Here is a 24,292-nt window from a genome sequence, read left to right on the forward strand (position 1 = left end):
TGCGCCGCCGAGTGACCCCCGAATGTTATGAGGGTGTGGTCCCGGCGGTTTTTTCGCGTTGCCTGCACCCCCGCGCCAGCTTTCACGAGGAGTGCAGTCGTGTCCGAGATCCGCCTTGCCGCTGAGACCCGTTCCGAGTTCGGCAAGGGTGCCGCCCGTCGCGCCCGCCGTGCCGGCTTCGTTCCCGGTGTCGTCTACGGTCACGGCCACGCGCCGGTTCACCTGAACCTGCCCGGCCACGACCTGATGATGGCCCTGAAGACCCCGAACGCCCTGCTGGTCGTGCCGATCGAGGGCAAGGACGAGTACGTGCTGCCGAAGGCCATCCAGCGTGAGGCCATCAAGCGCACCATCGAGCACGTCGACCTGCTGCTGGTGAAGCGCGGCGAGAAGGTCACCGTCGAGATCCCGGTCCACACCGAGGGCGAGCTGGCCCCGGGCGGCAACCTGCTGGAGCACGTCCTGCAGGCCCTGCCGATCGAGGCCGAGGCGACCCACCTGCCCGAGGCCGTCACCGTCTCCGTCGAGGGCCTGGAGGCCGGTGCCTCCGTCCACGCCAAGGACATCACCCTGCCGGCCGGCGTCACCCTGGCCGTCGACGCCGACGCCGTCGTGCTGCAGGTCATCGCCGCCCAGGCCGCCCCGGTCGAGGACGAGGCCGCCGAGGCCGAGGCCGGCGCCGAGGCCTGAGCCTTTCGGCAGGCTTCCCGACAGTCCGCCAGACCGGCCTGTCGAACAGCTTGAGACCGCTGCCCCGGTCGCTCCCCGTACTGGGAGCGGCCGGGGCAGCGGTGCGTCCGGGAAGATGACGGTGCAGACGACCACGAGGAGCGGTGCGATGGGCGAGGACGTGTACGAGGGCCCCTGGCTGGTGGTGGGGCTGGGCAATCCGGGCGAGCAGTACGCCAGGAACCGGCACAACATCGGGTTCATGGTGGTGGACCTGCTGGCGCAGCGGATGGGTGCCAGGTTCAAGGCGCACAAGAGCCGGGCCCAGGTGGCCGAGGGGCGGTTGGGCGGGCGCCGGGTGGTGCTGGCCAAGCCGATGTCGTTCATGAACCTCTCCGGCGGCCCGGTCACCGCGCTGCGGGACTTCTACAAGGCGCCGGCCTCCGCGCTGGTCGCCGTCCACGACGAGCTGGACATCGACTACGCGGCGCTCCGGCTGAAGCTGGGCGGCGGGGACAACGGCCACAACGGGCTGAAGTCGATCACCAAGTCGCTGGGCCCCGAGTACCACCGGGTGCGGTGCGGGATCGGCCGCCCGCCCGGCCGGATGGAGGTCGCGGACTTCGTGCTGAAGGACTTCTCCGCCACCGAGCGCAAGGAGCTGGAGTGGTTCGTCGACCGCTCGGCGGACGCGGTGGAGGCGCTGCTCTCGGAGGGGCTGGAGCGCGCCCAGTCGACGTACAACTCCTGACCCCCCGGGTGTGAGACGCGTCACGGTCGCGGCCGGTGGTGCTTTCCCGCGGGGCCGACCGGGCGTCAGATCCGGTGTGGCCCGGTCGGGGAGGAGCTTCGGCGCCCGGCGGGACCACCTGGGCGTGCGGCCGCGGAAGGCGGCCCGGGGCCCGGTGTGAACGGGCGGTGGCACTGCACAACGGTCGTGCAACGCTTGATCGTCCAAACCTGAATAGGTGTGAGAAGTCTGTGCCGATCGGATAGCGTCAGGCCAGTACGCGAACGGGTTCTGGGGAGTTCTCGATGCGGAGTTTGCGGCCGGTCCGGCGCCTTCGGCGGATCAGGGTGGTTCGGCTGAGGAAGCTCGGACGGCGGATGGGCACGGCGGGTGCGCTGGGCACGGCGGGCGCCCTGGGGGCGGCCGGAGTGCTGCTCTCCGGCGGTGTCGCGCACGCCGACTCCGTGGCGGAACCGGACCCGGGTGTGGTGTCCCCGGAGCCGGTGTCGGCGCAGCTCGGCCCGGTGCTCGGCAGCGCGGTCGGCGGTGACGCGGGCCTGCTGGCCGTCGGCGGCGGCCTGGTCGTGGCGGCGGGCGGCGCGGCCCTCTGGGTCAAGCGCCGGCGCGCGGGCGACCTGGGGGAGTGACGAAGACCGGAGGGGCCGGGTCCGTGCGACGGACGCCGGCCCCTCCGGTATTTTCCCGGGGCTGTCATCCGTTTTCGTCGGCCGGTGCGTCCTGTGGGCATGAAGCGCGAATCGATGCGGCCGGACGGCACCGGGAGTGACCCGTTCGACGAGTTCGTGGCGGCGCGGTACCAGGCGCTGCTGCGGGGCGCGTTCCTGATCACGGGGGACATCCACGACGCACGGGACCTCCTGCACGACGCCCTGGCCCGGGTGTACGCCCGCCGCGGCGCGATACGGGACCCGGGGGCGGCCGAGGGCTACGTCCGCAAGGCGATGGTCCGCACCCATGTGTCGCGCTGGCGGCGGACCCGCCGGGAGGTGCTGACGCCCCTGCTGCCGGACACCCCGGTGGCGGCGGTCGACGCACGGGACGAGCGACTGGAGGCGGCGCTGAGATCGCTGCCGCCGCGTCAGCGGGCGGCCGTGGTCCTGCGGTACTACACCGACCTGCCGGTGGCCCGGGTGGCCGAGGAGCTCGGCTGTTCGCCGGCGACGGCCCGGACCCACCTGGCCCGCGGGACGAGGGCGCTTCGGGAGCAGCTGGCACCGGAGAAGGAGGCAGTGGGCCATGGAGGTTGAGAGCGGGGACGGTCGGGGCGGTGCGGACGGCGCCGGGGACCGGTTCGAGGACGAGCTGGTCGTCCGGCTCGGGGCGCGCGTGCAGGGGGTGGGGGGGAGCCCGCCGCTGGCGGAGCTGAGAGCCGCCGGGCGGCGGCGGGCGCGCCGGGCGACGGCGCTCCGGGTGGCCGCGGGGGCGGCGGTGCTGGTGGTCGGCGTGGGGGCGCTGACGCAGCTGGGGACCGGTGGGGGCGGGGGGCTGCCGGGGCCGTCCGGGGCCGGGCAGGGCGAGTCGGCCTCCGCCTCCGGGAACAGCCTGTACGAGTACTGCTCGTTCGGGCCGGCCGCGCTGCGGCTGTACACGTGGGAGCAGATCCACGGTCTGGCGCCCACTCCCGCGCGGACGAACACCTATCCGCCGGAACTGATCTCCCCGCGCCCGGAGATGAGTTCCAGCCGGGAGCAGGTCGCCCGTCACACGATGGAGGTGGCCGGCGCCATCAGGGGCTTCGGCGAGCGGTGGTACCCGGAGTACTGGTTCGGAGCCTGCACCGACGTGGTGACCAACACGGTCTACGTGATGCGGGCACCGGGGAGCGACGTCGACACGGTGCTCCCGAAGTCCGTCCCGCACGCCGGGGTCGGCATCGAGTTCACGGACGTGGTCGGCTCGCGGAGGTTCTTCGAGGCGCTGGTGGACCGGATCAAGGTGGCGGACGCGGCCTACTGGGCGCAGCGGGGCGTGACGATCTCCGGCGTCCGGATCTCGGAGGACGGCACCGGGGTCGTCGTCGAGACCCAGCAGGCGGCCGCCGCCAGGGCCGACATCGTGGCCCGGTACGGGGACCTGGTGATCGAGGTGAGGCCGCGGTACTGACGGGGGAGCACCTGGACCACGGGGGAGCACGGGGGACACGGGGGCGAAGGGCCCCGCGGCACGCGCCGCGGGGCCCTTCGGTGTTCCGGCGGGTCGCCCCGCGGCCGGTCAGCCGGTGTTGCGCAGGCCGGCGGCGATGCCGTTGACGGTCAGCAGCAGGGCGCGGGCCCGCAGCGGGTCCTCCTTGCGGCCGGTGGAGACCTCCTCGCGCTGCCGGCGCAGCAGCGCGACCTGCAGGTAGGAGATCGGGTCGAGGTAGGCGTCGCGGACGGTGAAGGTCTGCTTGAGCACCGGGTTGTGCTCCAGCAGCTCGCTCTCGCCGGTGAGCCGGAGGACCTCGCGCAGGGTCACGTCGTGCTCGGCCACGATCTGGTCGAAGACGTGGTGCAGGTCGGCCGGGACCAGCTGCTCGACGTAGTGGCGGGCGATCCGCAGGTCGGTCTTGGCCAGCGTCATGGCGACGTTGGACAGGAAGTTGCGGAAGAAGTGCCACTGGCCGTACATCTCGTCCAGGACGTCGCCGAGTCCGGCCTCGCGGGCGGCGGCGAGGCCCGCGCCGACCCCGTACCAGCCGGGGACGATCTGGCGGGACTGGGTCCAGCCGAACACCCACGGGATGGCGCGCAGGCCGTCGAGCCCGGCGCCCGAGTCGGGGCGGCGGGACGGGCGCGAGCCCAGGTGCAGCGAGGCGAGCTGGTCGACCGGGGTCGCGGCGAAGAAGTACTTCGGCAGGTCCTCCTGCTCGACCAGGGCCCGGTAGGCGTTGTGCGCGGCCTCCGAGACGCGGTCCATGGCGGCGTCCCAGCGGGCCAGCTCCTCGGGGGCCTGGCGCGGGGCGGTGTGCAGCGCGGAGGCGGCCAGGGTGGCGGAGAGGGTCAGCTCCAGGTTCTCCCGGGCCAGCGAGGGCAGCAGGTACTTGTCGGAGATGACCTCGCCCTGCTCGGTGACCTTGATCTCGCCCTCCAGGGTGCCCCAGGGCTGGGCGAGGATCGCCTCGTGCGAGGGGCCGCCGCCGCGGCCGACGGTGCCGCCGCGGCCGTGGAAGAGCCGCAGCCGGATGCCGTACCGGTGGGCGACGTCGCGCAGCCGGCGCTGGGCGCGGTGGATCTCCCACTGGGAGGTGGTGATGCCGCCGAACTTGGAGGAGTCGGAGTAGCCGAGCATGACCTCCTGGACGTCGCCGCGCAGTGAGACGAGCAGCCGGTAGGAGGGGTCGGAGAGCATCTCGTCGAGGATCCGGTCGGCCTGCTGGAGCTCGTCGGTGGTCTCCAGAAGCGGCACGATGCCGATCTTGGCGATCCCGGCGTGCAGGTCGATCAGTCCGGCCTCGCGGGCCAGCACGGTGGCGGCGAAGACGTCGTCGGCGCCCTGGCACATGGAGATGATGTAGGACTCGACGATCTCGTCGCCGAACCGGTCGAAGCCCTCGCGGATGGTGGTGAAGACGCCCAGGGTCTTGGCGCCGGCCGGGTCGAGCGGGGCCGGGGTCGGGGCGAGCGGGCGGCGCGAGCGCAGCTCCTTGGCGAGCAGCCGCTGCCGGTACTCGCGCGGCATGTCGGCGTAGCGCCAGGCCTCCTCGCCGAGCCGGTCGAAGAGCTGGCCGAGCGCGTGGTGGTGGGCCTCGGCGTGCTCGCGGACGTCCATGGTGGCGAGCTGGAGGCCGAACGCCTCGACGGTGCGGATGGCGCGGGCGAGCCGGCCGTCGGCGATCAGCTCGCCGCGGTGGGCGCGCAGCGAGTCCTGGATCAGCCGCAGGTCGGCGATCAGCTCGCGGGTGCCGAGGTAGTCGCGGCCCGGGATGTGCGGGGTGCCGTTGGCGAGCCGCTCGCGGGTGTTCTCCAGCTTGAGCCGGACGCAGGTGGCCTTGAGGCGGTACGGCTCCTCGGCGTTCATCCGCTTGTAGCGCGGGCTCAGCTCGGGCAGCAGGTTGAGGTCGGAGTTGAGCGAGGCGAGCAGCTCGACCGAGGCGCCGGCCAGCCGCTCGGAGGTGGAGAGCGAGTTGCGCAGGTCGTCGACGGCGGCGAGGGCGTCCTTGATGCCGTACTCGTGCTGGAGGTTGAGGACGTCCCAGGTCACCTGCGGGGTGACGTTGGGGTTGCCGTCGCGGTCGCCGCCGATCCAGGTGCCGAAGGTCAGCGGGCGGACGCCGTCGGGGAGGGCGAGGCCGACCCGGGCCAGCTCCTCGTGCAGCTCCTCCAGGACCGCGGGGACGGCCTCGCGGTACAGCTCGTCCAGGTAGTAGACGGCGTTGCGGGCCTCGTCGGTGGGCTCGGGCCGGGCGATCCGCAGTTCGTCGGTCTGCCAGAGCAGGTCGATGACCTCGGCGAGGCGGCGGTCGGCCTGGCGCCGGGCCGAGGAGGTGCGGGCCGGGTCCGCGTGGGAGAGGCCGGCGGCGATCTCCTCGCGGTGGATGCGGTCGAGCAGCTCGCCGATCCGGCGGAGCTTGTTGAGGACGCTGCGGCGGGCCGCCTCGGTGGGGTGCGCGGTGAAGACCGGGCGGACCGCGAGGTGGGCCAGGGTGTTCTGGAGGTGCTTCGGGTCCGCCTCGGCGAGCTGGTCGGCGGTCTGTTCGAGCAGGGAGCCCTCGCGGGCGCGCCGGGTGGCGAGCTCGCGGCCGCGGTGCACCTGTTCGGTCACGTTGGCGAGGTGGAAGTAGGTGGAGAAGGCGCGGACCAGCTTGGCGGCGGTCTCCAGGTCGATGTCGGAGAGCAGCTCGGCGGTGGCCTCGCCGTCGGTGCGGCTCAGCAGGCGGACCTGTTCGACCAGGCCCAGCAGCTGGGGACCCTCCTGGCGGACCAGAGTCTCGCCGAGCAGGTCGCCGAGGCGTCGGATGTCCGCGCGCAGGGCTGAGTTGTCGGCGACCGGGCCGGCAGAGCCGACTGCGGTTGGGCTGTCCGCCGGGGTGGGGACCGGAGCGGTCACGGCTGGCTCCCTCGGGGTGGTGGGGTGTTCGGCAACGGCTCATCGTCACAGGTCCGCCCGCGTGTGGCGGGTGTGACGCGTGCGGACCGCGCTGTCCGACGCGACCAGCATAGGTGTCGGGAGGGTCGCTGTCCGCGAGGTGGCCGGATGGCGGACAGTGATGCCCCGGACCCGTATGTGGTCTGGACCACTTGGGGCCCGGTCGAGGTGTCGGGGCGTAACCGGGTGGGGAAGGGGACGTGATGCGCCGTAGTCTGTGGGCCATGAGCAAGTCGCCTGGGGAGCGCGCGCACGACCGGTCGTTCTTGTGGTGGCGGCGCAGGCGCAGCGCCCTCCTGGACGCCGGCCTGGCCGCCCTCGCGGCGCTGGAGTGCGCGGCCAGCTCGGTCGCCTTCCTGGGCGCCCGTTTCCACCTCGGAACCGCGACGATGTTCGGGATCGCGCTGTTCGGCGCGCTGGCCGGCGCCACCCTGGTGCTGCGCCGCCGCTGGCCCGCCGTACCGGTGCTGGTCGCGCTGATGGTGATGCCTGGGATCCCCGGGATGGTGCTGCTGATGGTGGCGCTGTACACACTGGCCGAGACCTGGGAGTGGCCCTCGCGTCGGCGGCGCGTGGTGGCGCTCTCCGCGCTCGCCTACGCCGAGGTGGCCGGGGTCATCCTGCTGTCGATGCTCACCCCCGGCGAATCCGTGGTCGAGCAGCCGCCGTTCTGGGGCCAGCTGGTGCTGGCGCTGCTGGTGTCCGTCGGCCTGACCGTGGCCCCGGTGGTGACCGGCCTGTACGTGGGCGCGCGCCGCCGGCTGATCGAGTCGCTCAAGGACCGCGCACACGGCCTGGAGACCGAGCTGGACCTGCTCGCCGAACAGGCCAGGGAGCGCGCCCGCCGGGCCAGGCTGGAGGAGCGGACCCGGATCGCCCGCGAGATGCACGACGTGGTGGCGCACCGCGTCTCGCTGATGGTGGTGCACGCCGGGGCGCTGGAGCGGATCGTGGCGAAGGACCCGGACCGGGCGGCGCAGAGTGCCAAGCTGATGGGCGAGGTCGGCCGGCAGGCGCTCAACGAGCTGCGCGAGATCCTCGGGGTGCTGCGGATGTCCGACGAGGCGACGGTCGAGCCGGACTCGCTGGTCGCGCTGCCGCGGCTGGTCGACCAGTCGCGGGCGGCCGGGATGGCCGTCACCCTCACGGTCAGCGGCAGCCGGCAGGAGTTCACCGGCGAGGCCGAGCAGACCGCCTACCGGGTGGTCCAGGAGGGGCTGACCAACGCGCACAAGCACGCGGGCGGGGCACAGGTCTCGGTGCTGCTCGCGTACGCGCCGAACGGGGTGCGGGTCAGCGTGGTGAACGCCTGCCCGGGCGGCGAGCGGGCCGCGGCCGCGCTGCCCAGCGGCGGCAACGGGCTGGTCGGGATGCGGGAGCGGGTGGTCGCGCTGGGCGGCACCTTCTCGGCGGGGCCGGAGCGGGACGGCGGGTTCCGGGTGGAGGCGGTGCTGCCGTCGCGGCTGGCGGTCCGGAGCGACCGGCTGGTCTGAGCCCGGTCCGGGGCGTCCCGGGCGGGTGTCCCGGGCGGGGGTGCGTACCCGGGTGCGTGACCGGGCGGCGGGGCTCCGCGGGAACGTCCGCGGCCGCCCGGATCGGCGACGGGTCGGGGGCTGATCGGTGCCGGGTCGGTGCCGGGTCGGTGCCGGCCCGGGGGCGTCCCGCCGGGCCGGTCCCGGGCCGGGCTACGGCTCGTCGGGGGTGCGCAGCCGCTCGGGGGCGGTCCCCAGCACCAGCGCGGCGATCGCCTGGTCGACGCCGTGGCCGAGGAACCACTCGCCGGTGTGGTCCAGGCTGTAGACCCGGCCCTCCTCGTCGACCACCAGCAGCGCCTGCCCGTACGCCTCCTCGCCGAGCGGTGCGAGCCGGGTGTCCAGTGCGCGGCCCAGGTCGGCCAGGGTGCGCGGCTGGTGCAGCCCGCGCAGCGGGTCGATCAGGAACGGGGTGCGGGCCAGCTGCCGTCCGGGGCCGGACAGGTCGAAGGCGAGGCCGCCGAACTCGGCCCAGGCCTCCACGGCCGCCGGGAACACCGAGTGCTGGACGCCGGCCGGGCCGCCGTACCCGACCAGGGTGTCGGCCCACTCCTCGGCCTGCCGGATCTGCCAGCGGCCGGGATGCCAGCCGGTCGCCTTCAGTTCGGCGGCGACGTCGGCCGGGAAGCGCGGGCGGGTCCGCGCGGCGGGCCCGGCGAGCGTGGACGGCGGGGGCGGGGGCGGACTGGGCGGATTCAGGACGGGCTCCGGTGGGTCGGGGACGGGGACGTGGTGCGGTGGTGCGGTCGACCTGCGGGCGGCCGACGGCCGGTCAGTGGGCGGCGGCGGGACCGACGGCGACGCTCTGCACGGTCAGGTGGTCCAGCAGCGGTGCGCAGGAGCGGCACGGCGGGGCGTGGGTGCCGTGCGCCGGGTCGTGCTCCTCGCGGATCCGTACGGTGGTCAGCCGCGCGCCCTTGAGGGCCTTGCGGGCCTCCTGCAGGCTCATCGGCTTCCGGGAGGCGCGCTTGGAGCGCCGGCCGTCCACCGCGGTCAGGTACTGGGAGAGCAGGACCGCCTCGGGGCAGCGGCCGGTGAACCGCTCGCGGTGCTCCAGCGGCAGCGCGTCCAGGAAGTCGCCGACGAGGGCGTGCAGCAGCGGCCGGCGGGCGGACTTGTCGCCGGCCAGGGTGTGCACCTCGCCGCCCTTCAGCGACAGGGCGGCGGCGACGGCGGGCAGCAGGCTGTCGCGGTGGTGCCGCAACAGCGGTGGGCCGTCCGGTTCCCCGGTGGTCATGGCGTCGTCCTCCTGCTCGCTCTCCGGTGCTGACGGTACGGGTGGGGCTGACGGGGCCAGCCCGGAGCAAGCCTGTCAAACGGCACCGACAACCGCGCAACCGGGGTGCGGCGCACGGGCCGCGGACCCCGCGGGCCGGACGGCCGGATCCGGGCACCGGACGGACGGGCACGCCGTGTCGGCCGGATCCGCACGGCATCGTCACGACTCGTCCCCGGGTTTCCCGAATCGACCCCCGGCCGGTGGTGGCGGCCGGTAGCGTTCCAGCAGCGAGCCAAGGGGGCGGCCGGCCGGTGGGGATCTCCGGGGGGCACTGGCAACTCCTTTGCCTGCCATGACCGTTGAGGCCACCGGGGCGGGGGCTCGGCGGCGCCGAGCAAGGGGGGTCTTGCGATGACGGAGACGGAGTCCGCCCACGAGGCGCCCGGCGAGCACGTGCCCACACCGGGTGCGCCGCCGGAGACCGCGCCGGCGCACCGGATCGGGATCGCCGTGGTGGGGGCCGGCTACTGGGGCCCGAACCTGGTCCGCAACGCGCAGCAGACTCCGGCCCTGCGCCTGCGCTGGCTCTGCGACCTGGACGAGACGAAGTCCCGCCGGGTGCTGGGCGAGTACAGCACCGTCCGGTCCACCACCTCGTTCGAGGAGGTGCTGGCCGACGAGGAGGTCGCCGCGGTGGCGGTGGCCACCCCGGCCACCGCCCACTACCGGCTGGTCCGGGCCGCGCTGGAGGCGGGCAAGCACGTCCTGGTGGAGAAGCCGATCACCACCTCCGCCGCGGAGGCCGCCGAACTGGTGGCGCTCGCCGGGGAGCGCGGACTGGTCCTGATGTGCGACCACACCTTCTGCTACACGCCCGTGGTGCGCCGGATCCGCGAACTCGTGCACGGCGGGGAGATCGGCGACGTCCAGTTCTTCGACTCGGTGCGGATCAACCTCGGGCTGGTCCAGCCGGACGTCGACGTGCTGTGGGACCTCGCCCCGCACGACCTGTCCATCCTCGACTTCGTCCTGCCGCCGGGCGTCGAACCGGTCGGCGTCTCCGCCCAGGGCGCCGACCCGATCGGCGCCGGCCGGGCCTGCGTCGCGTACCTGACCGTCCGGCTGAGCAACGGCGCGCTGGCGCACTGCCACGTCAACTGGCTCTCGCCGACCAAGGTCCGCACCACGCTGATCGGCGGCTCGCGGCGCACCCTGGTCTGGGACGACCTCAACCCGCAGGCCCGCCTGGCGGTGCACGACCGCGGCGTGGACCTCACCCCGCCCGACGAACTGACCGACGCGATCCGGCACCGGGCGCGCATCTCCTACCGGGTCGGCTCGATGGTCGCCCCCGCCCTCGTCGAGCAGGAGGCGCTGCGCAACGTGATGGCCGAGTTCGCCGCCGCCATCACCGAGGGACGCGCCCCGCTCACCGACGGCCGGGCCGGCCTGCGGGTGCTCCAGCTGCTGGAGGCGGCCTCGCTCAGCCTCGAACTCGGCGGTGCCACTGTCCCCGTCGGCGGCGGCCTCCCCGGGGGCGCCGCGCGCTCCGGGGGTGCCGCGCTCCCCGGAGGTGCCGCGCTCCCCGGCGGCGGCCTCCCCGGGGGCGCCGCACCTCCCGACGGCGCACCGACCGACACCGACGCACTGTCCGACGCTCAGGAAAGGGCCGCCACGCGGTGAACGCTGTAGAGATCGAGGGCTCCCGCTGCCTGGTCACCGGCGGGGCCGGCACCATCGGCTCCACCGTGGTCGACCGGCTCGTCGAGGCGGGCGCCCGCGAGGTCGTCGTGCTCGACGACTTCTCCCGCGGTCGGAAGGCCAACCTCGCCCACGCCCGGGAGGCCGCCGCCCCCGGCCGCCTGCGGGTGGTGGAGGGCGACATCCGGGACCGCGCCCTGCTGCGCAAGCTGCTCCGGCCCGGCACCGACCTGGTCTTCCACCTCGCCGCGATCCGGATCACCCAGTGCGCCACCGAACCCCGGCTGGCCCTGGAGATCATGGTGGACGGCACCTTCGACGTGGTCGAGGCCGCCACCGAGGCGGGCGTCGGCAAGGTCGTCGCCTCCTCGACCGCCTCCGTCTACGGCCTCGCCGACGTCTTCCCGACGCCCGAGACCCAGCACCCCTACAACAACGACACCCTGTACGGGGCCGCCAAGGTCTTCAACGAGGGCCTGCTCCGCTCCTTCCACGCCATGTACGGCCTGGACTACGTGGCGCTGCGCTACTTCAACGTGTACGGCCCCCGGATGGACGTGCACGGCCGGTACACCGAGGTGTTCATCCGCTGGATGGAGCGGATCGCCTCCGGGCGGCAGCCGCTGATCTTCGGCGACGGCGCCCAGACCATGGACTTCGTCTACACCGAGGACATCGCCCGGGCCAACCTGCTGGCCGCCGCCGCGCCCGTCACCGACCGCGTCTACAACATCGCCAGCGCCTCCGAGGTCTCGCTGCGCGGCCTCGCCGACGCACTGCTCGGCGCGATGGACCGCGCCGACCTCGGGGTCGAGCACGGTCCGGCCCGGGACACCGCCGGCGGCGTGGTCCGGCGGCTGGCCGACATCGGCGCCGCCGAACGCGACCTGGGGTGGAAGCCCGAGCTGGGCCTCGACGAGGGGCTGCGCCGGCTGGTCGCCTGGTGGCGCGAGCAGTAGCGCGCCGCCCGCGGGCGCCGACGGCGGCTCGGCACCCTCCGCAGGACCCGTTCCCCCTCCGCCCCGACCGCACGGCAGTTCGGAGTACACCTGTGTCCACCATCCCCGTCATGATCCCCTGGCTCGGCGAGGAGGAGGCCGAGGCCGCCGCCGAGGCCGTCCGCTCCGGCTGGGTGGCCCAGGGCCCCCGGGTCGCCGAGTTCGAGCGGGCCTTCGCCGAGCACCTCGGGGCCGGGCACGCCGTCGCGGTCTCCTCCTGCACCACCGCCCTCCACCTGGCGCTGATCGGCGCCGGTGTCGGACCGGGGGACGAGGTGGTCGTCCCCTCGTTCTCCTTCGTCGCCACCGCCAACGCCGTCACCCACACCGGTGCGGTGCCGGTCTTCGCCGACGTCGACCCGGTCACCGGCAACCTCACCGCCGCCACCGTCGAACCGCTGCTCACCGGGCGGACCCGGGCGGTGGTCGTGGTCGACCAGGGCGGCGTGCCGGTCGACCTGGACGCCGTCCGGGCCGCCGTCGAACCGCGCGGCGTCACCGTGGTCGAGGACGCCGCCTGCGGGGCCGGTTCGGTCCACCGGGGCCGACCGGTCGGCAGCACCGCCGCCCTCGCCGCGTACTCCTTCCACCCGCGCAAGCTGCTCACCACCGGCGAGGGCGGCATGGTCACCTGCCAGGACGGCGAACTGGCCGCCCGGCTGCGGCGGCTGCGCGAGCACGGGATGAGCGTCTCGGCCGCGGACCGGCACGCGGCGGCCGGCGGGGCGGGCCTGTTGGAGACCTACGACGAGATCGGCTTCAACTACCGGATGACCGACATCCAGGCCGCCGTCGGCCTGGTCCAGCTGCGCAAGCTGCCGGCGATGGTCGCCCGGCGGCGCGAACTCGCCGGGCGCTACCGGGAGCTGCTGGCCGGCACCGGGGTCCGGCTGGTCGACGACCCGCCGCACGGCACCACCAACTACCAGTCCTGCTGGGTGCTGCCGCCGGACGGTGCCCCCGACCGCGGCGAGCTGCTCGCCCGGCTCGCCCGGGCCGGGGTCTCCGCCCGGCGCGGCATCATGGCGGCCCACCTGGAGGCCCCGTACAAGGGCACCGCCCGGGTGCCGCTGCCCGCCACCGAACTGCTCACCCGGCGCTCGCTGATCCTGCCGCTCTACCACGCGCTGACCGAGCAGCAGCAGGACCGGGTGGTCGCCGCCCTGCGCGCCGCGCTCGGCTGAGCGCCGCCCGCGGCCGCCTCCCCGTTCCGTGCCGTTCCTCCCCGTCCAGTCCAGTCCAGTCCAGTCCCGTCCCGTTCCCACGTCCGACCGGCCCAGGGAGACCAGATGACCACCGACCAGCCCGTACCGCTCGTCGACCTCAGGGCCGCGCACGCCGAGATCGAGGCGGAGGTCCGGGCCGGCTTCGACCGGGTGCTCGCCGCCGGGAACTACGTCAAGGGACCCGAGGTGACCGGGTTCGAGGACGAGTACGCCGCCTTCTCCGGCACCCGGCACTGCGTCGGCGCCGCGAACGGCACCGACGCCCTCGAAATGGCCCTGCGCGCCCTCGACCTGCCGCCCGGAGGCGGCGTGGTGCTGCCCGCCAACACCTTCGTCGCCACTGCCGAGGCCGTCCAGCGGGCGGGCCTGCGCCCGGTCCTGGTCGACGCCGACCCCGACCACCTGCTGATCGACCCGGCACGCGTCGCCGACGTCCTGCCGGAGGCGGTCGCGCTGCTGCCGGTCCACCTCAACGGGCAGCTCGCCCCGATGGCGGCGCTGCTCGACCTCGCCGGGGACCGGCCGGTCGTGGAGGACGCCGCGCAGTCCCAGGGCGCCCGCCAGCACGGCCGGGCCTTCCACGGCCGGATCTCCGCGACCAGCTTCTACCCCGGCAAGAACCTCGGCGCGTACGGCGACGCGGGCGCCGTCGTCACCGACGACGACGACCTGGCGGCCGCCGTCCGGCTGATCGGCGACCACGGCTCCGGGCGCAAGTACGTCCACGAGCGCTTCGGCTTCAACTCCCGGATGGACGCGCTGCAGGCCGTCGTCCTCCGGGCCAAGCTGCGGCGGCTGCCCGCCTGGAACGAGGCCCGCCGGGCCGCCGCCGACCGCTACGACCGGCTGCTGGCCGGCCTGGACGGGGTCACCCCGCCGCGCACCGCACCCGGCAACGAGCACGTCCGGCACCTGTACGCGGTGCGGGTCGGCGCGGGCCGGGACCGCGACGCGGTGCTCGGGGCCCTGAACGCGGCCGGCATCGGCGCCGGCGTCCACTACCCCGTCCCGGTCCACCTCCAGCCCGCGTTCCGGCACCTCGGCCGCGGTGAGGGCGCCTTCCCCGTCGCCGAGCGGGCCGCGCGCGAGCTGCTGACCCTGCCGCTCTACCCGCAGATCGGCGAGGCGCAGCAGGAGCGCGTGGTGGAGGCGCTGGCCAAGGCACTGGCGGCCTGACCCCGGCCCCGTTGCCCGGCCCGTTCCGCGGCCCGGCCCCGCCCCGCGCCCGTCGTGTCGGCGCCCCGCGCCCGTCGTGTCGGCGCCCCGCGCCCGTCGTGTCCGCCGTTCCGTCCCGGTCCCGTCCCGGTCTCCCCGGGTGGGGGACCGGGGCCGGGGCGCACCCCCTACCCTGGTGTCCAACAAGCGCACCGAGAATTTGCAGCAGCCAGTGGGGGCTCCCAGATGACGACAGGTCGGCCCGGCGTCGCCGCCGCACCGAACGCGGCGTACGCAGGTCAGGTGGTGCAGTTCCCGGATCCGGTCCGCGCGGAGCGGCACCCCGCCGGGGTCAGGGTGGACGAGCACGGCTACCCGGACTTCGGCCCGTACGCCGCCGCGGCGGCCGAGGTCGCCGACCCGCCGGTCGGCTTCGGCGTCGACGAGCTGAGGCTGACCGACTACGTCTCGGCGAACGCCGCTTTGTTCACCCAGGGCCATCCGCTCTGGGCCGACCTGGAGACCGCCGTCGCCACCCCGCCCGGCTGGACCTGGCACCACGCGGTGGGCCGGGCGGCCCCGGGCTGGCGGCGGATGGAACTGGTCCCGGTCGAGGTCAAGGCACTGCTCCGGCACCACGGCGGCCTGGCCACCTCCTCCGCCGACCACTCGCGGCGCGGCACCCGGCCGCTGCAGGAGCGGCGGCCGGTGCACTTCTCGCTCGCCAAGGACGGCAGCGACCCGATCGGCGTCACCGAGGACCTGGTACAGCGCGCCGAGGAACGCCTCGGCTACCGGCTGCCCGGCGACTACCGGACCTTCCTCAAGCTCGGCGGTGGCCACGCCCCCGTCGGGGTGGCGCTCGACCCGGAGCTGGGCCTCCTGCTCGACCAGCCGTTCCTGACGCTCAGCGAGGAGTACGGCACCGAGGACGTCGTCTACGCCAACAAGTGCCTGCGTGACCACCTCACCAAGGACTACCTGGCCATCGCGTACGCCCAGGGCGGCATCGTGGCGCTCAAGGTGCGCGGCGAGCGGACCGGATCGGTCTGGTTCTGCCTCTACGACGACGCCCGCGACAGTGGTGGTCCCGAGGCCCCCGAGGACCGGACCGCGCGGCTGCTGCTGCCCTGCGGCGACGACTTCGACGCCTTCCTGCTCCGGCTGGCGGGAAGCCCTCCGGAGCTGGAGACGGTCGCCGAGCTGATGGTGGACGGCGGGTTCGCACGCGCCGTACCGGTGGGCTGACATGACGGCGGCAGCGGCGGCAGCGGTGCCCGTGCCCGTGGCGGGGTCGGTGGTCGAGGGTGCGGAACGAGCGGGGACGAAGAGGACAGGGGTGAACCGGGCGTGGTGACGTACGCGCAGGCGCAGGAGCTCGCCGAGGAGTGGATCAACGGCGGGGTGCCGCCGGAGCAGCAGCGCGAGGTGCGGGTCCGGGAGTTCGACCTGGGCTTCGTCTGCTGGGCGGTCCACCAGCCCGCCGAGGGCGCGGACGCCGCAGGCCGTTCCGGCTCCGGCGGGGCCGCCTCCGAGGGCGCGGCCAGGCTGGTGATCGCCCGGGACTCCGGCGCCAGCACGCTCTGGCCCGCGCTGCCGGTCAACGAGGTGGTCCGGCAGTACGAGGAGGCCTACGGGCGGCCGGTCGCGGCCAACCCGGCGGGAGCCGCCCGGCCGACGCCGGGGCCGGTCGAGGCGACGTCCTTCCTGCTCAGCCCGCCGCAGTGGCTCCAGGAGGCGGGGGAGGCGGCGCTCGCCGCCGAGGCGGAGCGGCTGGGTGCGCCCGCCGCACCGGTGCCGCCCGCACCGCCCCTGGTGTCCGGTGCGCAGGCCGCTCCGGTCGTGCCGCCCGTGCTTCCGCCCGTGGTGCCGCCCGTGTTTCCGGCGCCGGTGGGTGCCGAGGACGGGTCGGCGCCCGCCGTCCTGACCACGCCGCCGGTCTCCGAGCGGCCCGCCGGGGACGCCCCGACCATGCTCGCCCCGCCGCCGGACTGGGACGAGCCGGACGACCGGCCGGCACCCGCCGCGGGCGCCGAGGCGGCCACCGTGCTGCTGCCCGAGGGGCTCCGCACCAACGGATCGGGCCTGCCCGGCGCGCCCAGGGCCGGCTCGGAGGCGGCCACCGTGCTGCTGCCCGAGGGCGGCCTGCCGGTGGTGCCGCAGCCCGCCGGACCGCCGCTCGCCGGACCGCCGCCCGCCGGTGCGTCCGCCGTGCCGCCGTACGGTTCGCCGTCGGGCCCGCCGCCCGGTGCGGCCGTGGAGCCCGCGCCGACCGTGCTCGCCTCCCCGGAGGGGCTGCCGGGCCTCGCCGGATTGCCCGGTGCCCCGCCGTACGGTCCGCCGTCGGGTCCGCCGCCCGGTGCGGCCGTGGAGCCCGCGCCGACCGTGCTCGCCCCGCCGGACGGCCTGCCGGGCCTCGCCGGGCTGCCCGGCGCTCCGGTGCCCCCGGCACCCGGGCCGGGGAGCGGCGCCGGTGCCGAGCACGCCCCGACCATGCTGGCCTCCCCGGACGGCCTGCCGGGCCTGTCCGGGCTGCCCGGCGCCCCCGGTCCCGGCGCACCCGTGCCGCCGCCCGCCGCCCCCGTGGCCGACGGCCCGCAGGGCGCCCGCGGCCGCAACCCCGCCTCGGCCGCGCCCCCGCCGCCGCCCGCCGGACTGCGCGGCGGTCCGGGCGGTCCCGGCACCCCCGGAACCGGGACCCCCGCACCGGGCACCGCCGCCCCCGGCGGTCTCGGCCGCAACCCGGCGTCGGCCCCGCCGCCACCCCCGCCCGCCGGACTGCGCGGCGGTTCCGGCCCGGCGGCCTCCGGCCCCGCCCCCGCCCCCGGCGGCCGCGGTGCGGGCGGCACCCCGCCGCCCCCGCCCCCGGCGGCCCTGCGCGGCGGCGAGGCCCCGGGCGCACCCGCCCAGCCGGCCGGCGGCGTGGCGTACGAGCGCACCCAGCTGGCGGGCGCGATCGACCCGGCGCTGCTGGGCGGCGCCCCCGTCGACCCGGGCACCCCGCCGTCCGGCGGTCCGGCGGTCCCGCCGCCGCCCGGACCGGGCGCCCCCGTCGCGCCCGTGGCCGGCTACGGCTACCCGGGCGCGCCCGCCCCCGCCGCCGCCCAGGCGCCCGCGCCGGCCCCCGCCGGGCCGCCGGCCGCCGTCCCGCCCGCGGCCGTCCCCGGACCGCCGCCGGGCTCCCCGGTGCCGCCCGGCGTGCCCGCCGTCGGCCCGGGCTACTTCGCGGCGCTCAGCTACCGGGGCCCCGACGGCTCCGAGCAGAAGCTGCTGCACCGCAGCGAGCCCGGCACCCCGCACCCGGAGTGGAAGATCCTCCAGGACCTGCGGCGGCTGAACGTGCCCCCGGAGCAGGTGCTGGAGCTCTACACCGAGCTGGAGTCGTGCGACCTGCCCGGCGGGTACTGCAACCGGATGATCGCGGCCTCCTGGCCGAACGTCCGGCTCACCCACACCGCCGACTACGGCCGCGACCACCACTCCCGGCAGGCGGGCGTGGCCCAGCTGCTCGACCACCTGGACGAGCTGCACCAGCTGGCCTCCGGCCCGCAGCGGGTCCGGCCGTTCCGGGTGCCGCTGCCGGCGCCGGGCACCGTCCCGCCGCTCCCGCCGCTCGCGCCGCAGCAGCTCGGCCAGGAACTCGGCCAGGCCTTCGGCCCGAACGTGTTCCACTTCGAGCAGCGCGCGGTGGCCCGCCAGGGCGTCCCCGAGCCGGTGGCGCAGACCCTGATGTGGGCGGGCCTGCCGCGCGAGTTCGGCCCGTTCTTCTGGGCGCAGGCCCAGGAGGGCCGTCCGATCCCGACGCTCTCCGAGCTGGCCGCCGAGCGCGGTCTGCCGGGCGGCCCGGACTTCGGCGGCTACCTGGTGCTCGGCAACGACTACGGGCGCCAGCTCTGTGTGCAGTACGGCACGGCGCACGTGGTCGCAGTGGATCTCGAAGGAACCGGGGAGCCGCCCCGGTTCGTCAACACGGGTGTACCGGAGTTCGTCCGCGCGATGGCCCTGCTGGGCCGGATGTGGCGGCTGCGGTACGGGCTGACCCCGGACCAGGCCGGTCGCTGGACGACCGACTTCCAGGCTCAGCTCGCCGCGATCGACCCGGCGGCGCTCCAGTCCGCGGACACGTGGTGGGCCGTGTTGCTGGAGCAGTTCTGGGACGGCCTGCTCTAGCCGGCCGTCGCGGATCCGCGCAGGTGGCAAGGGGTCGTTCCGGTGTCCGGAACGACCCCTTCGGCATGCCGCCGCGGCTCTGCCTCGTTGGGGTTTCGCCACGATCTGCGCAAAATAGGTCAAGAGGATGGTCGCAACCGACCAGCCTCGGTACGTTTCGATCCGTTCGATGCCCGATTCCCGACCGGGTTTCCCGACCCGGTTCCGGAGCAGACCGATCCGTCCGATCATGGGCTCCGCAGCCCGCGACACGAGGGGAAGAGCCCATGAGCGATGCCGTCCCCCAGTACGGCTTCACCGTTGCCCGACGCGGTTACGCGCCCGAGCAGGTCGACCGCACCCTGACCGCACTCACCGCCCAGCGGGACGAGTCGTGGGAACGGCTGAGCGTCCTCGGGGCCGGGATCCGGGAGATGGAGCGCCGTCTGGCCGAGATCCAACAGGCCGCCGACGACGCCCCCGACCCGGACTACCAGGTGCTCAGCGACCAGGCCGCCGGACTGGCCGTGATGGCCGGGAACGAGGCCCGCGCCGTCCGCGACAAGGCCGAGCGCCACGCCGAGGACCTCCGCGACGAGGTCTACGAGGCCGGCCAGGCGCTCGACCGCGCCGCCAAGGAATACGCCACCACCACCCGGACCGACGCCGACGCGGCCGCCCGCCGCACCGACGAGCGCACCCGCGCCGAGGCCGAGGCGATCCGGGCCGACACCGACCGCGAGGTCCGGTCCGTCCGGGACGCCGCCACCGCCCACGCGGCCAAGGTGCGGGTCGCGGCGGCCGAGGCCTCCGAGCGGGCCGAGGCCAAGCTGGCCGAGCTGCGCCGCAAGGCCGACGAGACCTTCGCCGAGGCCCAGGCCAAGGCGGACGCGGAGGACACCGCCGTCTCCGCCACCGCCGAGCGGCGGGTCAAGGAGGCCGAGCAGTACCGGGAGACCGTGCTCGGCCGGATCAAGCAGGCCGACGCCGAGGCCCAGGCCCGGGCGGACCAGCTGATCGAGCAGGCCCGGCGTGAGGCCGAGCGGATCAACGCGGGGAGCGAGCGGGAGCAGCGCGAGTTCGCGACCAGGCTGGAGACGGTGCAGCAGCACCTCGACCACATCAAGGCCACCCTGGCCTCCCTGACGGGGGCGGCGGTCGGCGCGATCGATCCCGCGGCCGTGTCCGCACGGGCCCCCCTTGCGGGGGTCGCGGCGGGTGCCACCCCGATCGGTGGCGCGGTGGGTGGTGTGGCCGGTGGTGTGGCCGGTGGCGCGGATGCCGCTCCGGCCGACGCTCCGGTCGACGTCGTTCCGGTCGACGTTCCCGCCGATGCCCCGGTGGAGGGACCGGGCGCGGAAGGCCCGGGAGTGGGTGGTCCGGGAGTGGACGGTCCGGGAGTAGACCCGGACGCGGACACCGGTGAGATCCCGTTGCCGGTCGCCAATCTGCGCAAGGACGACGCCCCCGCGGGGCCGGAGGCATCGGCCGCAGCCGCTCCGCCGGTCGTACCGCCGGTCGTGCCGGCTGTCGGCGAGGCGGCGACGGCGGTACTCCGGGTCACCCCGGCGCCGGCCGCTCCGGTGGCCACCGGGCCGGTGCCGCCGAGGCCCGCCACGCCCCCGGACGCCGTGGTGGCGGCCGTGGCCGCAGCCGCGGAGCCGGGTGCGGAGGCGGGCGCTGAGTCGGGTGCCGGGCGTCCGGTCGAGGACGAGACGCGGATCATCCCGAAGATCGTGATCGTCGACGACGGCAGCGGCTACGCCACTCCGAACACGGTCTCCTACCGCCGACGCTGACCCCGCCGGTCCGGCCCGGCCGCCCGCCCGCTAGCGGTGTCCGGCCCCGGCCCCGGCTCGGCCAATCGCAGGCCCTGAGCACCCACCGGGTACTCAGGGCCTGCGGGTTTCTCACCGGCCCGGGGCCGGACGTGCCGGAATATGTCGACCGGTCTACATGGGCGGAATATGTCGGTCGGTCTACATAGGTGTGGCGCGTACGTTGCCTCGGCGGGGTGGGGAGAAGCGGGGCGGGCGGGAGACACGCTCGAATATGTAGACCGGTCTACATGATGTGAATCACTAGACCGGTCTACATAAAACTGCTCTCCTGACCGCGCCCGCATCTCCTGCCGCCCGCCGCCGGATGCCCGTCGGATGTCAGGCATGGGACGTCAGGCGTGGGACGTCAGGAGTCGGTGCCCAGGCGCCCGACGTCAGGGGCCGGGCGGGGCGTCGGCGGTGGTGAGGAGTCGGGTGAGCTTGGCGTCCTGTGCCCGGACGGCGTCGCGGTGGGCGTTCAGGGCCTGGGCGTTGCGGTCGATCTGCTGCCGCTGGTAGCCGGCCAGGACGGTGAACCAGATCGCGGCCAGGCCGGTCCGGCCGGTGCAGTCGACGTCCGCGCGGGCGGTCGCCAGTTCGGCGGGGGTGGGGTCCGGCCCGCCCCGGAACCGCTCCGCCAGCGCGGCCGGGTCGTCGGCCTGGAAGCCCGCGGAGGCCATGCAGGCGGACCATTCCCTGGTCGCCGCCGTCACCCGGGTGTCCCGGCCGGTCGCCGCCATCGACTCGTCGAACAGCCGCCCGAGCAGCTCCGCGCCCGGTCCCGGCGGCGAGCCGAGCCGTTCGGCGGCCTGCCGGTCGCAGTCGACCCGCGTGCTGTCGTAGGCCTCCCCGGCGCCGACGGGGGGCGTGACGGGTCGGGGCGCGGTCCGCTTCGGGGGGTGGAACCCCTGGACGCCCGCGATCTCCGGGCCCAGGTATCCCCAGGCGCCGGCGGGCAGGGCGGTCGCGTTGTCCGGTGCCTGGGGGGTCTGGAGACCGTCCCCGCTGAAGGCCGTGTACCCGGCCCGGCGCATGCACGAAACGACCAGCGCATTCCGCACCTGAATCTCTTTCACGGAGGTCTGGTCATTGGCCTGGTAAGCGGAGAGCGGAAGTCCGGTCATTCCCGCTCGGCCGGAGGCGGGGGCTTTCGGGGAGTCGATCGCCGGAGGTGTCGGAGCGGATTCCTGGGAACCGTCTCCGGATGAACCGGTGCAGCCCGCGGAAAAGGCTGATAAAGCAACCGTCAGGGTGATGGCGGTGAATCGTCCGGAATGTGGTGGGCGTACCAAGCGACTGCTCCGATCCTCAGGCACAGCAAGGGTGTTCGGACCATAGCGCATGCCCGTGCGAGGCGTTTAGGCGGGCATGTCCGTTCTCCGGCTTGGCCGGAAAAGAGCTTTTCGGCGGTGCACCGTCATGTCAGCCTCTGGAGTCCCACCCGCTGCCCATGGAGGGTTCATATGATTCGCCGTACAAATCTTTCGGGCCGCCGTTCGGAACAATGTTCGGAAGGGCTCTCCGGGAATCGCGGTGGCCGTCGGATCGGTGCGCTGGCGGTTCTCGCCGCCGCCGCCGCGACGCTACTGCCGGCGACCGATGCCCGGGCCGTCAACCGGATCGCCTGTGGAAATCGAAGTGATTTTGCGAAGGTCTACAACTACGGCTACAGCGGCACGCTCTGCTTCGCCAACGACGGGTGGATGGCGGTGCGCATCTACAACGTCGACCGGATCGATGCCGGGAACAACAAGGTCATCACCTACCTCGACAGCGGCCTGGGCTCGTGGACCGTCTTCAACTGGGAGCAGTACGACTTCAACGGCCACCACGGCCACGAGGTGATGATGTACGACATCAACCTCTCCCGCTGGTAGCGGGCGGCCCCGGGGGACGGCGGTGCCGGGCGGGTGCGGGCGCCCGGCACGGCCGCTCCGGCGGGTCGGATCTTGCGGGTCAGAGCACCTCGACCGTCGCGCCGGTGAGTCGGCGGCGGCAGTCCAGCACGTACCGGGCGTGGGTGGCGACCGCCTCGTAGTCGAACTCGTCGTGGTCGGCGAGCAGCACCACCGCGTCCGCCGCCGCCAGCTCCTCCGGGCCCACCTCCACCCGGTGGACGGCGGCGAACGGGTCGCCGTGCCGGTCGTGCTCGGCCGCGCGCTGTCCGGGGATCACCGGCTCGGGCACGTGCACCCCGACCACCACGTGCGGATCGGCGGCCCGGACCTCGGCGCCCATCCTGACCAGCAGCTCGGCGATCCGGGCGGCCGGGGTCTCGCGGGCGTCGCCGGTGTTCTTCTTGTAGGCGAGTCCGAGCAGGAGCACCCGGGAGCCCTTGACCGAGCGCTGCCGTTCGTTGAGCGCCTCCGCGAGCCGTCGGACCACGTAGTCGGGCATGTGGCTGTTGACGTCGTTGGCCAGTTCGACGAACCGGAACGACCGGCCGAGCGCCCGCTCCACCCGCCAGGACAGGTACGACGGGTCGATCGGCAGGCAGTGCCCGCCGACACCGGGCCCGGGGGTGAAGCGCAGGTAGCCGAACGGTTTGGTGGAGGCGGCGTCGATGGCCTCCCAGACGTCGATCCCGAGGTCGTGGGCGAACATCGCGAGCTCGTTGACGAGCGCGATGTTCACGTGCCGGAAGGTGTTCTCCAGCAGCTTGGTCAGCTCGGCCTCCTTGCAGGAGGAGACCGGCACGGTGCGGTCGACCAGTTCGCCGTAGAAGCCGTCGACGGCGGCCAGCGCCGCCGGGTCGATCCCGGAGACCACCTTCGGGGTGTTCTCCAGCCGCCAGGTCGGGTTGCCCGGGTCGATCCGCTCGGGGCTGTAGCCGAGGTGGAAGTCCCGGCCGGCGGTCAGCCCGGACCCCTCCTCCAGCAGCGGCGCGAGCAGTTCCTCGGTGGTGCCCGGGTAGGTGGTCGACTCCAGTACGACGGTCGCCCCAGGGCGCAGGTGCCGGGCGAGCAGGGCGGCCGAGGCCTGGATGTACGACAGGTCCGGCACGCCGTCGCGCAGCGGTGTGGGCACGGTGATCACCGCGACGTCGAAGCCCGCCACGTCGGACGGGTCCGCGGACGGCAGGTAGCTCCCGTTCTCCAGCAGTGGCCGCAGCCGCCCGGAGGGGATGTCCTCGACGTACGACTCGCCGACGGCCAGCCGCTTGATCCGGCGCTCGTCGACGTCGTAGCCGACCACCCGGTGCCCGACCTCGGCCGCGCGGACCGCCAGCGGCAGCCCCACGTAGCCCTGGCCTGCGATGACAACGCGCATGACGAAGAACCCCCTCCATCGCGACGCCCGCCGCCCGCTCCGGGCGTCCCCCCACCGTCTTCACAACAGGGTAGGGAGCGGGGCCTGGCAGCGGAGGTTTTCCCGGGATTGCGCCGGGCGGTGCGGGCGGTGCGGAAGGGGCCGCGGGCGGAGGGGGGACGGGGCGCCGGCGCCGGGGGACCGGCCGGACGGCGGGGTCGGCGAGCCGGGCGGAAGCGGTTCCGCAGCGGGGGCCGCCGGAGAACGGGCTTAGCCGGAGAACGGGCTTAGGGAGGGCGGTGGCCGGGAAGGGGTGCCGGGAACGGCCCGGTGTCGGCGGTCCCCCCGGAAACGGTGGAGGCCGAGACCCGTGGCGCCCTCCAGGAAAGGGCGCCACGGTTCCCGGCGCTTGGGCGGGCGCCCCCACCCAGGGTCGCCCGGCCTCGCACTCCCGACCCCCATCGGGTGTGCGACCGTGCCTTCCGCAGCCATCCCCCACGGTTGGGTGCGGCGGGCACATTCACTATGGTGCGCGATCTCCATGGACGGGCAGTGACAGGAGTATGTCCAGTTCGTGGCAGATCGCGACGGCGGGGAAACAGACCGGCGGAACGGCCTGAGCGGCAGCGTGCGGCCGGTGGTTCGTCCGCGCCCGGCCACGGCTCGCCGTCGTCCCCCGTCGGCGTCCGTGCCGCCGTCCCCGCAGGCGCCCGTGCCGTCGCCCTGTCCGCCGTCCGGATGCCCGGTCGGCCGTCACTC

19 protein-coding genes are annotated in these 24,292 nt (G+C 74.8%); 14 read left to right on the forward strand and 5 right to left on the reverse strand.

Annotated elements, in window-relative coordinates:
* The first annotated feature begins 99 nt into the window (after positions 1–99).
* The 5 genes from OG550_RS22090 (at position 100) to OG550_RS22110 (ending at position 3,523) form a co-directional block, all read left to right on the forward strand.
* Positions 100–690, forward strand: a complete 591-nt coding sequence (locus tag OG550_RS22090; protein ID WP_327680132.1) for a 50S ribosomal protein L25/general stress protein Ctc — start codon at positions 100–102, stop codon at positions 688–690.
* Positions 691–838: 148 nt separating this feature from the next.
* Positions 839–1,420, forward strand: a complete 582-nt coding sequence (gene pth / locus OG550_RS22095) for an aminoacyl-tRNA hydrolase (protein WP_327680134.1) — start codon at positions 839–841, stop codon at positions 1,418–1,420.
* A gap of 356 nt (positions 1,421–1,776) precedes the next feature.
* The gene (locus tag OG550_RS22100) at positions 1,777–2,046 is read left to right on the forward strand and encodes a hypothetical protein (RefSeq protein WP_327680136.1); all 270 of its coding nucleotides are present in this window, start codon (positions 1,777–1,779) and stop codon (positions 2,044–2,046) included.
* Positions 2,047–2,145: 99 nt separating this feature from the next.
* Positions 2,146–2,667, forward strand: a complete 522-nt coding sequence (locus OG550_RS22105; RefSeq protein WP_327680138.1) for a SigE family RNA polymerase sigma factor — start codon at positions 2,146–2,148, stop codon at positions 2,665–2,667.
* Positions 2,657–3,523, forward strand: a complete 867-nt coding sequence (locus OG550_RS22110) for a hypothetical protein (protein WP_327680140.1) — start codon at positions 2,657–2,659, stop codon at positions 3,521–3,523. The genes OG550_RS22105 and OG550_RS22110 overlap by 11 nt, the downstream gene beginning before the upstream one ends.
* Positions 3,524–3,631: 108 nt before the next feature.
* Here OG550_RS22110 and ppc read toward each other — a convergent pair whose 3' ends face one another.
* On the reverse strand, positions 3,632–6,367 hold the full coding sequence (gene ppc / locus OG550_RS22115; RefSeq protein WP_327684046.1) for a phosphoenolpyruvate carboxylase: 2,736 nt from the start codon (positions 6,365–6,367) through the stop codon (positions 3,632–3,634).
* A gap of 341 nt (positions 6,368–6,708) precedes the next feature.
* Here ppc and OG550_RS22120 point away from each other — a divergent pair, with 341 nt between their 5' ends.
* Positions 6,709–7,977: a sensor histidine kinase gene (locus tag OG550_RS22120; RefSeq protein ID WP_327680141.1), complete on the forward strand. Its 1,269-nt coding sequence runs from the start codon at positions 6,709–6,711 to the stop codon at positions 7,975–7,977.
* 192 nt (positions 7,978–8,169) lie between these two features.
* On the opposite strand, the gene OG550_RS22125 is transcribed toward OG550_RS22120, so the two are convergent.
* On the reverse strand, positions 8,170–8,715 hold the full coding sequence (locus OG550_RS22125; protein WP_442906167.1) for an SUKH-3 domain-containing protein: 546 nt from the start codon (positions 8,713–8,715) through the stop codon (positions 8,170–8,172).
* A 73-nt stretch (positions 8,716–8,788) separates the two neighbouring features.
* The gene (locus tag OG550_RS22130) at positions 8,789–9,253 is read right to left on the reverse strand and encodes a YwqJ-related putative deaminase (protein ID WP_327680143.1); all 465 of its coding nucleotides are present in this window, start codon (positions 9,251–9,253) and stop codon (positions 8,789–8,791) included.
* Positions 9,254–9,646: 393 nt separating this feature from the next.
* Between OG550_RS22130 and OG550_RS22135 the strand changes: the two genes are divergently transcribed.
* The 7 genes from OG550_RS22135 to OG550_RS22165 all read left to right on the forward strand — a co-directional run bounded on the left by OG550_RS22135 (position 9,647) and on the right by OG550_RS22165 (position 20,263).
* Positions 9,647–10,918: a Gfo/Idh/MocA family protein gene (locus OG550_RS22135; protein WP_327680145.1), complete on the forward strand. Its 1,272-nt coding sequence runs from the start codon at positions 9,647–9,649 to the stop codon at positions 10,916–10,918.
* Positions 10,915–11,895 (forward strand): NAD-dependent epimerase/dehydratase family protein, encoded by a 981-nt coding sequence (locus OG550_RS22140; RefSeq protein WP_327680147.1) that lies wholly within the window; start codon positions 10,915–10,917, stop codon positions 11,893–11,895. The genes OG550_RS22135 and OG550_RS22140 overlap by 4 nt, the downstream gene beginning before the upstream one ends.
* A 92-nt stretch (positions 11,896–11,987) precedes the next feature.
* On the forward strand, positions 11,988–13,118 hold the full coding sequence (locus OG550_RS22145; protein WP_327680149.1) for a DegT/DnrJ/EryC1/StrS family aminotransferase: 1,131 nt from the start codon (positions 11,988–11,990) through the stop codon (positions 13,116–13,118).
* Positions 13,119–13,223: 105 nt separating this feature from the next.
* Positions 13,224–14,336: a DegT/DnrJ/EryC1/StrS family aminotransferase gene (locus OG550_RS22150; RefSeq protein ID WP_327680152.1), complete on the forward strand. Its 1,113-nt coding sequence runs from the start codon at positions 13,224–13,226 to the stop codon at positions 14,334–14,336.
* A gap of 225 nt (positions 14,337–14,561) precedes the next feature.
* Positions 14,562–15,563 carry an SMI1/KNR4 family protein gene (locus OG550_RS22155; RefSeq protein ID WP_327680154.1) on the forward strand — a complete coding sequence of 334 codons (1,002 nt, stop codon included), beginning with the start codon at positions 14,562–14,564 and terminating at the stop codon, positions 15,561–15,563.
* A gap of 102 nt (positions 15,564–15,665) precedes the next feature.
* Positions 15,666–18,485: an SUKH-4 family immunity protein gene (locus tag OG550_RS22160; RefSeq protein ID WP_327680155.1), complete on the forward strand. Its 2,820-nt coding sequence runs from the start codon at positions 15,666–15,668 to the stop codon at positions 18,483–18,485.
* Positions 18,486–18,751: 266 nt separating this feature from the next.
* Positions 18,752–20,263: a hypothetical protein gene (locus OG550_RS22165; protein WP_327680157.1), complete on the forward strand. Its 1,512-nt coding sequence runs from the start codon at positions 18,752–18,754 to the stop codon at positions 20,261–20,263.
* A 416-nt stretch (positions 20,264–20,679) separates the two neighbouring features.
* Here the strand turns inward: OG550_RS22165 and OG550_RS22170 are convergent, their stop codons facing one another.
* Positions 20,680–21,345: a hypothetical protein gene (locus tag OG550_RS22170; RefSeq protein WP_327680159.1), complete on the reverse strand. Its 666-nt coding sequence runs from the start codon at positions 21,343–21,345 to the stop codon at positions 20,680–20,682.
* A 402-nt stretch (positions 21,346–21,747) separates the two neighbouring features.
* Between OG550_RS22170 and OG550_RS22175 the strand changes: the two genes are divergently transcribed.
* A complete protein-coding gene (locus OG550_RS22175) occupies positions 21,748–22,161 on the forward strand; it encodes a beta/gamma crystallin domain-containing protein (protein WP_327680160.1) in 414 nt (137 codons plus the stop codon).
* Between the two features lie 79 nt (positions 22,162–22,240).
* Here the strand turns inward: OG550_RS22175 and OG550_RS22180 are convergent, their stop codons facing one another.
* The gene (locus OG550_RS22180; RefSeq protein WP_327680162.1) at positions 22,241–23,554 is read right to left on the reverse strand and encodes a nucleotide sugar dehydrogenase; all 1,314 of its coding nucleotides are present in this window, start codon (positions 23,552–23,554) and stop codon (positions 22,241–22,243) included.
* Between the last annotated feature and the right edge of the window lie 738 nt (positions 23,555–24,292).

This window comes from Kitasatospora sp. NBC_00458 (assembly GCF_036013975.1).
Classification (GTDB): domain Bacteria; phylum Actinomycetota; class Actinomycetes; order Streptomycetales; family Streptomycetaceae; genus Kitasatospora.

What these genes read in the sequence shown, in the direction of transcription:
- pth (WP_327680134.1), top strand. Translation starts at nt 839, where the DNA reads ATGGGCGAGGACGTGTACGAGGGCCCCTGGCTGGTGGTGGGGCTGGGC.
- OG550_RS22100 (WP_327680136.1), top strand. Translation starts at nt 1,777, where the DNA reads ATGGGCACGGCGGGTGCGCTGGGCACGGCGGGCGCCCTGGGGGCGGCC.
- OG550_RS22105 (WP_327680138.1), top strand. Translation starts at nt 2,146, where the DNA reads ATGAAGCGCGAATCGATGCGGCCGGACGGCACCGGGAGTGACCCGTTC.
- OG550_RS22110 (WP_327680140.1), top strand. Translation starts at nt 2,657, where the DNA reads ATGGAGGTTGAGAGCGGGGACGGTCGGGGCGGTGCGGACGGCGCCGGG.
- OG550_RS22120 (WP_327680141.1), top strand. Translation starts at nt 6,709, where the DNA reads ATGAGCAAGTCGCCTGGGGAGCGCGCGCACGACCGGTCGTTCTTGTGG.
- OG550_RS22130 (WP_327680143.1), bottom strand. Translation starts at nt 9,253, where the DNA reads ATGACCACCGGGGAACCGGACGGCCCACCGCTGTTGCGGCACCACCGC.
- OG550_RS22135 (WP_327680145.1), top strand. Translation starts at nt 9,647, where the DNA reads ATGACGGAGACGGAGTCCGCCCACGAGGCGCCCGGCGAGCACGTGCCC.
- OG550_RS22150 (WP_327680152.1), top strand. Translation starts at nt 13,224, where the DNA reads ATGACCACCGACCAGCCCGTACCGCTCGTCGACCTCAGGGCCGCGCAC.
- OG550_RS22155 (WP_327680154.1), top strand. Translation starts at nt 14,562, where the DNA reads ATGACGACAGGTCGGCCCGGCGTCGCCGCCGCACCGAACGCGGCGTAC.
- OG550_RS22165 (WP_327680157.1), top strand. Translation starts at nt 18,752, where the DNA reads ATGAGCGATGCCGTCCCCCAGTACGGCTTCACCGTTGCCCGACGCGGT.
- OG550_RS22175 (WP_327680160.1), top strand. Translation starts at nt 21,748, where the DNA reads ATGATTCGCCGTACAAATCTTTCGGGCCGCCGTTCGGAACAATGTTCG.
- OG550_RS22180 (WP_327680162.1), bottom strand. Translation starts at nt 23,554, where the DNA reads ATGCGCGTTGTCATCGCAGGCCAGGGCTACGTGGGGCTGCCGCTGGCG.